A 13,459-nucleotide genomic window follows, 5' to 3' on the forward strand; every position below is an offset into this window, starting at 1 on the left:
TTTTGGCCCACCGAGGCGGGTCGAAACTTGCTATGATGGCAGTTCGTGCTCGTCAGCTCGCTGATCCCACCCCCGAGTTTGGCGCGCCCTTTGCACCTTAGGAGGCTGCCGCTTTGATGATCTCTGAGATGAAGGCTCCCGCGCGTCTCTCCTATGGCCAGATCCCCAACCTGGTTGAGCTCGAAGACCTGATCTCAACTCAGATCGAGTCCTTCCGGTGGTTCCGGTCTGAGGGGCTCCGCGAGCTCTTCGACGAGATAAACCCGATCACCGATTACACGGGCAAGAACTTCGAGCTGCGCTTTCTCGACTACGAGTTCGGCGTGCCCAAGTTCTCGGTCGAGGAATGCCGCAACCGTGACATGACCTACGCGGCGCCGCTTCGGATCAGGACCCGGCTCACCATCAAGGAGACGGGTGAGATCAAGGAGTCAGAGGTCTATATGGGCGACTTCGCCATGATGACCGATGAGGGCACCTTCATCGTGAACGGAACCGAGCGGGTGGTTGTCTCCCAGCTCGTCCGCTCCCCCGGCGTCTACTTCACCGCCAGCGAGGACCTGGCCACCGGTCGCCGGCTCTTTGCCGCCAAGTTGATTCCCAACCGCGGCGCCTGGCTGGAGATCGAGTCCTCGACCAAGGATCTGTTGACAGCCAAGATCGACCGCAAGCGCAAGCTGCCGGTGACCGCCCTGCTGAAGGCGCTCGAGCTGCCCCAGCTGGCGGGCACGGAGAACGACCGCGAGGCGCAGAAGCGTGCCTTCCGGGAGCTGTTCGGCGACGTGGACACCGACGCGGAGCACCCGTATTTGGACGCGACCTTTGACAAGGACCCCACCACGCGGACCGAGGATGCCCTGCTGGAGCTGTACCGGCGAGTTCGCCCGGGCGATCCGCCCAGCGTCGACAACGCCCGCACGCTGCTCCAGAGCCTGTTCTTCAGCTCCCGCCGCTTCGACCTGGGCCGGGTCGGCCGCTACAAGGTCGACAAGCGACTGGGCAGGGACAAGGAGGACATCGAGGAGCGGGTTCAGAATCGCGATCTGCGCATCCTGGAGAAGGGCGACTTCATAGCCATCCTGCGCAAGCTCATCGAGCTCAACAACGCCTCGCCCGAGAAGCAGATCGCCGATGACATCGACCACCTCGGCAATCGCCGGGTGCGCGCGGTGGGCGAGCTGCTCCAGAACCAGTTCCGGATGGGCCTGATCCGCATGGAGCGGATCATCAAGGAGCGGATGACCATCTCGGATCCGAACACGGTCACCGCCGCCTCCCTGATCAACGCCCGGCCGGTGGTGGCCGCGATCAAGGAGTTCTTCGGTTCCAGCCAGCTTTCCACGTTCATGGACCAGATCAATCCGCTGGCCGAGCTGACGCACAAGCGTCGCATCTCGGCGCTCGGCCCGGGCGGCCTCTCCCGCGAGCGGGCCGGCCTCGTCGTCCGCGACGTGCATCACAGCCACTACGGCCGGATCTGTCCGATCGAGACGCCCGAGGGCCCCAACATCGGCCTCATCGGCTCGCTGGCGACCTACGCCAAGGTCAACAAGTACGGATTCGTGGAGACGCCGTTTCGACGCGTCTACAGCCGCCTCAACGTCAGCGGCGAAGCTGATCTGCTCGAGGGCCGCACGCTGCGCCGGCCTGCGCTGGACGGCAAGGGCAAGGAAGTCCTGCCCACGGGGGCGGTGCTCGAAGCGAGCTCGGGAGAGAAGCTGAAGAAGGGCGGTGTGCAGTCGGTTGACATCGTGGCCTGGGCTTCGCCTCAGGTCGTCTACCTCTCGGCCGACGAGGAGGACCTCTACAACATCGCTCAGGCCAACGTGGCCCTGAACGCGGATGGCACTTTCAAGGACGTCAGGACCCCATCGCGTTCGCGCGGCCACTTTGCCGTGACCGACGTGACCAGCATCCAGTACATGGACGTCTCCCCCAAGCAGATAGTCTCCGTCGCCACCGCGATGATCCCCTTCCTGGAGCACGACGATGCCAACCGTGCCCTCATGGGCGCCAACATGCAGAAGCAGGCGGTGCCTCTGATGGTCACCGAGTCGCCGATGGTTGGCACCGGCGTCGAGCACTATGCCGCCAAGTACTCGGGCGAGGTCATCGTTTCGGACGTGGCCGGGACCGTCGTCGACGTGGCCAACCCGCTGGAGCTGAGGGGCATCCACGCCACCCCGATCTTCGAGATTGTGGTGAGGCCGGAGGATGGTTCGCCTGACCATCGCTTCCCGCTTCAGAAGTTCTACCGCTCGAACCAGGGCACCTGCCTGAACCACCGGGTGCTGGTCAAGGCAGGCCAGAAGGTGCAGCGGGGCGACCTGCTGGCCGACGGTCCTGCCATCGACAACGGTGAGATGGCGCTCGGCCGGAACGTGCTGGTCGCCTTCATGCCCTGGGAGGGCTACAACTTCGAGGACGCGATCCTGCTCTCGCAGTCGATCGTCCAGGAGGACAAGTACACCTCCATCCATATCGAGGAGTTCGAGATCGAGGCCCGGGAGACCAAGCTGGGTCCGGAAGAGATCACGCGCGACATCCCCAACGTGGCCGACGATGCGCTACGGAACCTGGACGAGCGCGGCATCGTCTACATAGGGGCCGAGCTCGAGCAGGGCGACCTGCTGGTGGGCAAGATCACGCCCAAGGGCGAGACCGAACTCTCGGCCGAAGAGCGTCTGCTACGGGCCATCTTCGGCGAGAAGGCGCGGGAGGTCCGCGACTCCAGCCTCCGCGTGCCGCACGGTGAGCGCGGTGTGGTGGTCGACGTCAAGGTCTTCAGCCGCGAAGCGAAGGACGAGCTGCCGCCCGGAGTGACCGAGCTGGTCAGGGTCTACATCGCCCAGAAGCGGAAGATCTCGTCGGGCGACAAGATGGCCGGCCGCCACGGCAACAAGGGCGTCGTGTCCCGCGTCATGCCGATCGAGGACATGCCGTTCCTGCCCGACGGCACACCTGTCGAGATAGTGCTCAATCCGCTGGGTGTGCCCAGCCGGATGAACCTGGGCCAGGTTCTGGAGACGCATCTGGGCTGGGTGTCGAAAGCACTCGGCCAGAAGATAGCCACGCCAGTCTTCGACGGCGCTCGCCTGGAGACCATCGAGGAGGAGCTGGCGGCCCAGGGCCTGCCCCGCAGCGGCAAGGTGAGGCTGCGCGACGGCCGCTCCGGCGTCGACTTCGACCAGGAAGTGACTGTGGGCTGGGTCTATATGCTCAAGCTGCATCACCTGGTCGAGGACAAGATCCACGCCCGCTCGACGGGCCCCTACAGCTTGGTGACCCAGCAGCCGCTGGGCGGCAAGGCTCAGTTCGGCGGCCAGCGCTTTGGTGAGATGGAGGTTTGGGCGCTGGAGGCGTACGGCGCCGCCCACGTCCTCCAGGAGATCCTGACAGTCAAGTCCGACGACATAGTCGGCCGGGTCAAGGCTTATGAGGCAGTGGTCAAGGGCGACAACACGCTGGAGGCCAGCATCCCGGAGAGCTTCCGAGTGCTCGTGAAGGAGCTCCAGGGTCTCGCGCTCGGCGTGGAGATCCTGAGCGAAAACGAGCAGCAGATAGTGCTCAACGAAGAGGACATGCCGGAGCTGCCGATCGATCTCGGCATCAGCCTGGAGAGGCTGGAGCTGGGCGAGGACGCCGGCGAATGAGAGCAGTCAAGACACGTCCCGGCCGCTCACTGCAAAGAGGAGATAACTAGGCTTGTTGAAGCTCGAGAACTTCGACGCCCTGCGGCTTTCGCTGGCTTCGCCCGATGTGATCCTTTCCTGGTCGCACGGCGAGGTCACGAAGCCGGAGACGATCAATTACAGGACACTGCGCCCCGAGCGGGACGGGCTTTTCTGCGAGCGCATCTTCGGCCCCACCCGGGACTGGGAATGCCACTGCGGCAAGTACAAGCGTTACAGGTACAAGGGCATCATCTGCGACAAGTGCGGGGTCGAGGTGACCCGCAGCAAGGTCCGGCGCGAGCGGATGGGACACATCAAGCTCGCCTCGCCGGTCAGCCACGTCTGGTACTTCAAGGGCATTCCCAGCCGGATGGGTCTGCTTTTGGACATGTCACCACGCAACCTGGAAAAGGTGCTCTACTTCGCCAACTACATAGTCACCGATGTTGACGAGGCGGCGCGCACCGCTTTCCTCAATAGTTTGAACCTCGACAGCGACGAGGAGGCAGCCCGCCTGCGGGGTGATGTGGAGGCCAAGGCGAGTGAGATCCGGCAGGAGCATGAGGGCAGGCTGCAGCAGCTGAAGAGCGAGGTTGAGGCCGACGTGGCGCAGCTCCGGCAGGAGTTCGAAGCCACTGAGAAATTGCTCGGCGAGCAGGCGCAGAAGGTCCAGGCAGCCATCACCAAGGGTCTGGGAACCAAGGCCAAGCGGAACTACGTGGTGGGCATCGAGGGCGAGGAGGAGGTTGTCGTCGTCAAGGGTGAGACCTTTGGCGAGGAGATGGTCGCCGGCACCCTGCGCAAGGTGCAGGAGAAGATCGAGCGCACCGAGGCCGAGCTGCGGGCTGCCCAGGAGCTGGCGCGCAACCGTTACTCGCAGGCTGAGGCGGAGCTTGCGGCGACCATCGAGGCCGCCACCGGCGGAGAGCATGCCTCCCTGGAGCAGCAGCTCGAGGTGCGCCAGCAGCAGCTACAGCAGACGCGCGAGGATCTGGAGGGACTGCATGTGAAGCAGATCCTGACCGACGCCCAGCAGCGCGAGTTCGTCGATCGTTTCGGCGGTGTCTTCAAGTCCCGGATCGGCGCCGAGGCAGTGCGCGATCTGCTGGCCCGCTTGGACCTGGACCAGGAGATGTACCAGCTCCGCGAGGAGTCCCGCACCACCAGCGGGCAGCGGCGGCAGAAGGCGATCAAGCGTCTCAAGGCGGTCGAAGACTTCCGTAAGTCAGGCGCCAGCTCGACCTGGATGGTGCTCGAGGTGCTGCCTGTCATCCCACCGGAGCTGCGGCCGATGGTCCAGCTGGACGGCGGGCGGTTCGCCACCTCGGACCTGAACGACCTCTACCGGCGCGTGATCAACCGCAACAACCGGCTGAAGCGGCTGCTCGAGCTGGGCGCTCCCGAGATCATCGTCCGCAACGAGAAGCGCATGCTCCAGGAGGCAGTCGACGCACTGGTCGACAACGGCCGCCGGGGCCGGGCCATCACAGGCACCGGTAACCGCAAGCTGAAGTCTCTCTCAGATCTGCTGAAGGGCAAGCAGGGTCGGTTCCGCCAGAACCTGCTGGGCAAGCGCGTCGACTACTCGGGTCGCTCGGTCATCGTCGTCGGGCCCGAATTGAAGCTGAACGAGTGCGGCCTGCCCAAGAAGATGGCCCTGGAGCTCTTCAAGCCGTTCGTCATGCGCGAGTTGGTGAACAAGGGCTACACCACCAACATCAAGTCAGCCAAGCGGATGGTGGAGCGCAGCAACAACGTCGTCTGGGACGTCCTCGACGAGGTCATCCACGACCATCCTGTGCTTCTGAACCGGGCCCCCACGCTGCACCGCCTGGGCATCCAGGCGTTCATGCCGGTGCTGGTCGAGGGTTCGGCCATCAGGATCCATCCGCTGGTTTGCCCCGCGTTCAACGCGGACTTCGACGGCGACCAGATGGCAGTCCATGTGCCGCTCTTCTCGGGCGCCATCGCCGAGGCTAAGAACCTCATGATGAGCTCTCGCAACATCCTCTCGGCGGCCGACGGCAACCCGGTGGTGGCGCCGCAGCAGGACATCGTCCTGGGCTGCTACTGGCTCACGGCGGCCAGGAGCCAGATGCCTGTGGGCGTGAAGGCTGCCAAGCTGCGGGCCTTCTCCGGCTCGGCCGAAGTGCTGCTCGCTTACCACGAAAACGCCATCGGCCTGCAGGACTGGGCTCGGGTCCGGGTGGGCGGCGAGCTGATAGTGACGACACCCGGCCGGGTCATCTTCAACAACGTGCTGCCGGTGGGCCGCGACCCGCTGTCGGCGGAGGACGCGCCGAGCAGCGCCGGTGAAGGCGGTGGCGAGGATCTGCAGCCGCTGGTGTACCAGAACGCCCACTTCGATCGCAAGGGCCTGCGGGGCCTGATCGCGCGGATCTTCCGCCTCTACGGCAGCGAGGTCACGGCGGAGACCGCCAACGAGATCAAGCGGCTGGGCTTCCGCTACGCGACGCGGGCCGGCTTCACCATCTCGGCTTTTGACATCCCGCACCCGCAGGACAAGGCGGAGATCCTGACCAAGACTGACAAGGAGGTCGAGGAGGTCGAGCGGATGTACCGCCGCGGCGTCATGACCGATGACGAGCGCTATCGCAAGGTGATCGAACTCTGGACCAGGGCGACCGAGGAGGTGGCCGGCGCCACCGAGGAGTCGTTCGACAAGTTCAGCCCGATCTGGATGATGATGGGCTCCGGCGCCCGGGGCACAGTCCAGCAGCTGCGCCAGCTGGCGGGCATGCGGGGCCTCATGGCCGACCCGACAGGCCGGATCATCGACCTGCCGATCAAGGCCAACTTCACAGAGGGCCTGACGGTTCTCGACTACTTCATCTCCACCCACGGCGCCCGCAAGGGTCTGGCCGACACAGCCCTTCGCACGGCGGACTCCGGCTACCTGACAAGGCGCCTGGTCGACGTGGCTCAGGACGTGATAGTGCGGGTGGAGGACTGCGGCACCAGCAACGGGATCTGGGTCCACGGCATAGGCACCGAAGGCGGCAAGGGCGACCCGATCCTGGAGAAGATCGCCGGCCGGACGGCGGCTGAAGACATCGTCACAAAGGCCGGGGAGGTCCTGGTCCGGGCGGGCGAGCCCATCAACGACTCGGCGGCGCGCCGGGCCATCGAGGCAAAGGCCGGATCGGTGCGGATCCGCTCGGTGCTCAGCTGCGAAGCCCGGGAGGGCATCTGCCGCGTCTGCTACGGTCGCAACCTGGCAACCGGAAAGCTGGTCGAGATCGGCGAGGCGGTGGGCGTGATCGCCGCCCAATCGATCGGGGAGCCGGGCACCCAGCTGACTATGCGTACGTTTCACACAGGCGGTGTCGCGGGCAAGGACATCACTCAGGGTCTGCCCCGCGTCGAGGAGCTGTTCGAGGCGCGCATTCCAAAGGGAAAGGCCCTCATCTCGGAGATCGAGGGAGAGCTCGAGGTCATCCGTCAGGACGGCAGCCGCAAGGTTCGCATCACTTCCCGCGAAGAGTTCGAGGTCTCCTATCCCGTCGAGTCCGGGATGGAGGTGGTCGTCAAGGATGGCGCCCAGGTGATGGAGGGCCAGGAACTGGCCAGGACCGAGAACGCGGTGCTCCGGACGCGACACGCCGGCAGGGTTCGGGTAGGCGCCAAGGAAATCGCCGTGTCAACTGTCGATGAGGAGGTCCGTGAATACGCGATCCCACCTGGCGAGCGGATCCGGCCGGAGCTGGAGTCGCGCGACCACAAGGACGTGCACATCAGGGCCGGCGAGCAGATCACCGAAGGGCCCATCAGCCCTCAGGAGCTGCTCCACATCCTGGGCAAGGAGGAGGTCCAGAAGTTCCTCGTCGACGAGGTGCAGAAGGTCTACCGCTCCCAGGGCGTCGACATCAATGACAAGCACATCGAGGTGATCGTCAGGCAGATGATGCGGAAGGTCCGCGTCGACTCGGCCGGCGACTCCACCCTGCTGCCCGGCGAGATCGTTTCGCAGTGGGACTACGAGGAGGCGAATAAGGCGGTTCTGGCTGAGGGCGGGGAGCCGGCAACAGCGCAGACTGTGCTGCTCGGCCTCATCAAAGCGGCCCTCAACACCAGCTCCTGGCTTTCGGCCGCCTCCTTCCAGGAGACGACCAAGGTCCTCACGGAGGCTGCTATCTCGGGCAAGATCGACCGTCTGCGGGGACTCAAGGAGAACGTGATCATCGGCAAGCTGATCCCCGCCGGAACTGGACTCGACTACTACAAGAAGCAGCGCGAACAGGCGGCACGCCTGCTCGAGGAAGAGCCCATCGACCTCGACACGCTCAGCGTGTAATACCGACTCGAGAAAGGGGCGCCTGGTCGGGCGCCCCTTTTTTCATCCGCCTTTCGCCCGGGGCTCGGGAACGCGCGTGCAGTGATCTCTGTCTCGGCCGCCTGCGTATCAGACGCATGTGGTCCTGCCAACCCGTGAAGGAGACGCTGCGCTAATGGCCATGGGGGAGCACGGCGCTGCCATCGTCGCCCTGCCCGGACTGGCGGTGGCGCTGTTCTCGTTCCTCGCGGCGGTGACCTATGGCGCCGAGAGAGGCGAGGCAGGGTGCCAGCGGCTCTTGGCCGGTCTGCAGGCATTGGGACCACTGCGAAAGCTGCCCTGCTGCTGGCGTTGATCAGCGCGACCATCCACCTGGCTCTGATTCCCGCCCACGCCGGAGAGCCGGCCACGGCGGTCCTCTTCATGCTCGACGGGCTGGGGCTGATGGCGGTTTCCGTCTGGGGCTTGCTGAAGTCGGGATGGCGCCCGGCACTCGGTCTGCTGCTCATCGCCAATCTGGCCGCCTACGCCTATTACCTGGCCGCCGGTCTGGAAACCGCCGATGCAGTTGGCCTAGGCACCAAGGCGATCGAGGCAGCGGCGCTCCTGGCGCTGGTGATCCCCCAACGCTGGAGCTTCGTAGCACTTACTGGAACTCGCCGGGAGGTGAATCACTGAGAGCCTCACCGAGCACAGTCGTCCCGTCCATCAGTTAGTCAGAGGAAAAGAAACTCAATGAATCTCGCCCGTACTTACGCAATCGTCTTTGGCGCCGTCTACACGCTGGTAGGACTGATCGGCTTCGCCGTCTCCAGCACGCTGGCGGTGGGCACGCTGATCCTCTTTCCGGTGAACGTGCTGCACAACGTGGTGCACCTGCTGGTCGGCGTCATCGGCATCGCGGCCTTCCTGACCGGCCGCTCGGTGCTGTACGCCCGCGGCATGGCAGTCCTGTTCGCAGTGCTGGCAGTGGCAGGCTTCCTGCCCACCGACAGCGCCGGCCGCTTCCTCGGCCTGGTCCCGATCGGCGGGACTGACATCGTCCTGCACGCTGCCACCGCTCTCCTGGGCGGGCTGGCGGGTTTCGCCTTCGCCAACAATCGTGAGGAGCGCGCCGTCGCGTAAGCCCGTAGGCTGCGTCAGGCAAGAGAGGGCGCTCCCGGCGGAGCGCCCTCTCTCTTTAATCGTCGTGTCGGGCTGGCCCGGACGCCCTGCGATGACCGGTCGCTTTGCACTCGGAGGGGGGTGTACGGGGAGGCCGTGCCTCTTCTGGATGGCGGCCGATTTGGTATTGCTGCCTTGCGATATACTTACCGTTTGTCGTCCCAGCACGGCGTTCACGGCTGGGAAGAAACACTTACAGGAGATACCGTTTGCCCACCATCCAACAGCTGATCCGGATCGGCCGCAAGGCGGCAGCGAAGAAGTCCAAGGCTCCGGCCTTGAAGGCTTCGCCGCAGCGCCGCGGCGTCTGCGTGCGTGTCTACACGATGACGCCGAAGAAGCCGAACTCAGCTCTGCGGAAGGTGGCGCGTGTCCGCCTGACCACCGGGATCGAGGTCACCGCCTACATCCCCGGCATCGGACACAACCTGCAGGAGCACTCGGTGGTGCTCATCCGCGGCGGTCGCGTCAAGGACCTGCCCGGTGTTCGCTACCACATCATCCGCGGCACTCTAGACACGGTGGGCACCAAGAACCGCAAACAGGGCCGCTCCAAGTACGGCGCCAAGCGCGAGAAGGCCGCCGCCGCCGGCAGGAAGAGATAGGCAGTGCCCAGAAGAAGCCGGCCAGAAAAGCGAACCATCGCGCCCGACCCCATCTATCACTCGGAGTCGGTGGCGAAGTTCGTGAACATAGTCATGAAAGACGGCAAGCGGTCGACAGCCGAGCGGGTGGTGCAGCAAGCGCTGACGCGTGCCAGCCGCCAGTCCCGCAAGGAACCGCTGGACATCTTTGACGCCGCCCTGCGCAACGCGACCCCGCTTTTGGAGGTCAAGCCGCGCCGGGTGGGTGGCGCCACCTACCAGGTCCCGATCGAGATCCGGCCGGAGCGGCGCGTGGCCCTGGCCCGCCGCTGGCTGGTCCGCTTCGCCCGCCAGCGCGGGGGCCGGAGCATGTCCGAGAAACTGGCCTTCGAGCTGCTGGACGCCTCCAACAACACTGGCGGCGCCGTGCGTCGCAAAGAGGAGACGCACAGGATGGCGGAATCAAACAAGGCCTTCAGCCACTTCAGGTACTGATGATGGCAACTGCATTGAAAGCCCCAACCCGGTTGGCGAATGTGCGCAACATCGGCATCATGGCGCACATCGACGCCGGCAAGACCACGACTACTGAGCGGATCCTCTTTTACGCCGGCAAGCTGCACAAGATGGGCGAGGTCCACGAGGGCGCGGCCACCATGGACTGGATGGTCCAGGAGAAGGAGCGCGGCATCACGATCACCTCAGCCGCGACCACCTGCACCTGGCGCGACCACTCGATCAACATCCTGGACACACCCGGACACGTGGACTTCACTGTCGAGGTCGAACGCAGCCTCCGGGTGCTGGACGGCGCCGTCGCGGTATTCGATGCGGTGGCGGGAGTGGAGCCGCAGTCGGAGACCGTCTGGCGGCAGGCGGATCACTACAGCGTGCCACGGATCGCCTTCATCAACAAGATGGACCGCATGGGCGCCGACTTCTTTTCTGCGCTCGACTCCATCAAAGGCCGGCTCGGCGCGCGAGCGGTGGCTGTGCAGCTGCCGATCGGCTCCGAGGAGGGCTTCCAGGGCATCGTCGACTTGATCAACCAGCGCGCCATCGTCTACACCGACGACCTGGGCAAGAACCTGGAGACCTCCGAGATCCCGGCCGAGCTGCGGGGCAAGGTCGAGGAGCACCGCCGCGTGATGCTCGAGGCGGCGGCCGACTTCGACGAGGAGATCATGAACAAGTATCTGGAGGAGCAGGAGATCTCCGGAGAGGAGATCATCAGAGCGCTGCGCCTGGGGACCTGCGCCAGCCAGATAGTGCCTGTTCTCTGCGGCGCCGCACTGCGCAACAAGGGGGTCCAACCCCTGCTGGACGGCGTCGTCGACTATCTGCCATCGCCGGCTGACAAGCCGGCGGTCGAGGGCTTGAATCCCGCCGACCACAGCCTGGCAATCCGCCAACCCGATGAGGAGCAGCCCTTCAGCGCCCTGGCCTTCAAAGTCCAGCGCGACCCCACAGGCGTGGGCAAGCTCACCTTCTTCCGCGTGTACTCAGGCCGCCTCAAGGCAGGCTCGACAGTACTGAACGTGACCACCGGTCGCAAGGAGCGGCTCGGCCGGATCCTGCGCATGCACGCCATGCGGCGCGAGGACGTGGAAGAGGTCTTCCCCGGCGACATCGCCGCCGCCGTCGGGCTCAAGGGCACGACCACTGGCGATACGCTGGCCGACGAGTCGCAGCCGATCCTGCTCGAGTCCATCTCCTTCCCGGAGCCGGTCATCTCGGTGGCCATTGAACCCAAGACGAAGGTCGACCAGGACAAGCTGGGCTTGGCCCTGCAGCAGCTGGCGGAAGAGGATCCCACCTTCCGGGTTCACACCGACGAAGAGAGCGGCCAGAACATCATCGCCGGCATGGGCGAGCTGCATCTGGAGATCATCGTCGACCGCCTGACGCGCGAGTTCAAGGTGGACGCGAACATCGGCAGGCCCCAGGTCGCGTACCGCGAAGCCATGCGCAGGTCCGCCCACGGCACCGGCCGCTTCGTGCGACAGTCGGGCGGCAAGGGACAGTTCGGCCACGTGGAACTGGAGGTTGAACCAGGTGAGCGGGGCCTGGGCTTTGTCTTCCTCGATCAGATCACGCAGGGTCGGATCCCGCGCGAGTACATCCCGGCTGTCCAGAAGGGGATCAAGGAGGCGATCAACAGCGGTGTGGTTGCCGGCTATCCAGTGCTGGACCTGAAGGTCCGGTTGGTGGATGGCTCCTACCACAACGTGGACTCGAGCGAGATGGCCTTCCAGATCGCCGGCTCGATGGGCGTCAAAGATGCCCTGCGCAGAGGCGACGCCTACCTGTTGGAGCCGATCATGAAGGTGGTCGCCACCATGCCTGAGGAGTATCTCGGCGACGTGATGGGCGACATCTCCTCGCGGCGAGGTCATATCCTGGGTATGGAGGGTCGCGGCACATCGCAGTCGGTGACGGCCTATGTGCCCCTGGCTGAGATGTTCGGCTACGCGACGGCATTGCGCTCCATGACCTCGGGTCGTGCCGCGTACTCCATGGAGTTCGATCATTACGCGGAGCTGCCGGGCAACCTGGCAGAGGCCGTGGGTAAGAAGGGAGCCGGACAGTGAACGGCTCTGAAGCAAGGTTCAGTCTGGCGCTGTCCAAAACAGCAGGAGGATTCTAGTGGCCAAGAAGAAGTACGAGCGGACCAAGCCGCACATGAACGTGGGCACGATCGGTCACATCGACCATGGCAAGACGACCCTGACGGCTGCCATCACGAAGGTGCAGGCGGCCAAGGGCCTGGCCCAGTTCCAGGCGTTCGATCAGATCGATAAGGCGCCGGAAGAGAAGCAGCGCGGCATCACCATCTCGATCACGCACGTCGAGTACGAGACCGAGAAGCGCCATTACGCCCACGTCGACTGCCCGGGCCACGCCGACTACATCAAGAACATGATCACGGGGGCGGCCCAGATGGACGGGGCGATCCTGGTGGTCAGCGCCCCCGACGGACCGATGCCGCAAACCCGCGAGCACATCTTGCTGGCGCGCCAAGTCGAAGTCCCCTCGATGGTGGTCTTTCTCAACAAAGTCGATGTGATGGACGACGAGGAGTTGCTCGAGCTAGTCGAGCTGGAAGTGCGCGAACTGCTCAGTGCCTACGGCTTCCCCGGCGATGAGATTCCGGTGGTGCGGGGGAGTGCCCTCGCCGCCCTCAGCAGCAGCAGCACTGACCCCGAGGCGCCGGAGTACGCCCCGATCTGGGAGTTGATGCGGGCGGTCGATGACTATGTGCCGACGCCGGCGCGGGCGATCGATCAACCCTTCTTGATGCCGATTGAGGATGTCTTCGGGATCAAGGGCCGGGGCACGGTGGTGACCGGGCGGATCGAGCGGGGCCAGGTCAAGACCGGTGAGGGGATTGAGATCGTCGGCATGGGGGAGCGGCGCAAGGTGGTGGTGACCGGGGTCGAGATGTTTCAAAAGACGCTCGATGCCGGGGAAGCGGGCGACAACGTCGGCTGCTTGCTGCGGGGGGTGGAGCGTGATGAGGTGGAGCGGGGGCAGGTGCTGAGCAAGCCCGGCAGCATCAATCCGCACACCCAGTTCCAAGCGGAAGTCTATGTCTTGACCAAGGAGGAGGGGGGACTCCACACGCCGTTCTTTCCGGGGTACCGGCCACAGTTCTACATCCGCACGACGGACGTGACCGGGGCGATCCAGTTGCCGGAGGGGGCGGAGATGGTGATGCCGGGGGACAATGTGCAGATGGGAGT

At 64.9% G+C, this 13,459-nt stretch carries 9 protein-coding genes; all 9 read left to right on the forward strand.

The window, feature by feature from the left end:
- Nucleotides 1-128: 128 nt before the first annotated feature.
- Nucleotides 129-3,653 (forward strand): DNA-directed RNA polymerase subunit beta, encoded by a 3,525-nt coding sequence (gene rpoB, locus ACR2MZ_RS11435; protein WP_434005163.1) that lies wholly within the window; start codon nucleotides 129-131, stop codon nucleotides 3,651-3,653.
- 52 nt (nucleotides 3,654-3,705) lie between these two features.
- Entirely contained in the window at nucleotides 3,706-7,989 is a 4,284-nt protein-coding gene (gene rpoC / locus ACR2MZ_RS11440) for a DNA-directed RNA polymerase subunit beta' (protein WP_434005164.1), read from the forward strand.
- 154 nt (nucleotides 7,990-8,143) lie between these two features.
- On the forward strand, nucleotides 8,144-8,323 hold the full coding sequence (locus ACR2MZ_RS11445) for a hypothetical protein (protein ID WP_434005165.1): 180 nt from the start codon (nucleotides 8,144-8,146) through the stop codon (nucleotides 8,321-8,323).
- A complete protein-coding gene (locus tag ACR2MZ_RS11450) occupies nucleotides 8,320-8,646 on the forward strand; it encodes a hypothetical protein (RefSeq protein WP_434005166.1) in 327 nt (108 codons plus the stop codon). Before ACR2MZ_RS11445 ends, ACR2MZ_RS11450 begins: the two co-directional genes overlap by 4 nt.
- Nucleotides 8,647-8,703: 57 nt before the next feature.
- Nucleotides 8,704-9,093 (forward strand): DUF4383 domain-containing protein, encoded by a 390-nt coding sequence (locus ACR2MZ_RS11455; protein WP_434005167.1) that lies wholly within the window; start codon nucleotides 8,704-8,706, stop codon nucleotides 9,091-9,093.
- A 248-nt stretch (nucleotides 9,094-9,341) separates the two neighbouring features.
- Nucleotides 9,342-9,737 carry a 30S ribosomal protein S12 gene (rpsL, locus tag ACR2MZ_RS11460; protein WP_434005168.1) on the forward strand — a complete coding sequence of 132 codons (396 nt, stop codon included), beginning with the start codon at nucleotides 9,342-9,344 and terminating at the stop codon, nucleotides 9,735-9,737.
- 3 nt (nucleotides 9,738-9,740) lie between these two features.
- Entirely contained in the window at nucleotides 9,741-10,211 is a 471-nt protein-coding gene (rpsG, locus tag ACR2MZ_RS11465; RefSeq protein ID WP_338176508.1) for a 30S ribosomal protein S7, read from the forward strand.
- A gap of 14 nt (nucleotides 10,212-10,225) precedes the next feature.
- The gene (gene fusA, locus ACR2MZ_RS11470) at nucleotides 10,226-12,307 is read left to right on the forward strand and encodes an elongation factor G (protein WP_434005169.1); all 2,082 of its coding nucleotides are present in this window, start codon (nucleotides 10,226-10,228) and stop codon (nucleotides 12,305-12,307) included.
- 55 nt (nucleotides 12,308-12,362) lie between these two features.
- A partial coding sequence (gene tuf / locus ACR2MZ_RS11475) for an elongation factor Tu (protein ID WP_434005170.1) occupies nucleotides 12,363-13,459 on the forward strand: 1,097 nt, incomplete at its 3' end.

Source organism: Candidatus Dormiibacter sp. (assembly GCF_050999135.1).
GTDB classification, from domain to species: Bacteria; Chloroflexota; Dormibacteria; order Dormibacterales; family Dormibacteraceae; genus Dormiibacter; species Dormiibacter spiritus.

Coding starts and splice junctions, on each gene's coding strand:
- ACR2MZ_RS11455 (WP_434005167.1), top strand. CDS start 8,704: ATGAATCTCGCCCGTACTTACGCAATCGTCTTTGGCGCCGTCTACACG.
- rpoB (WP_434005163.1), top strand. CDS start 129: ATGAAGGCTCCCGCGCGTCTCTCCTATGGCCAGATCCCCAACCTGGTT.
- ACR2MZ_RS11445 (WP_434005165.1), top strand. CDS start 8,144: ATGGCCATGGGGGAGCACGGCGCTGCCATCGTCGCCCTGCCCGGACTG.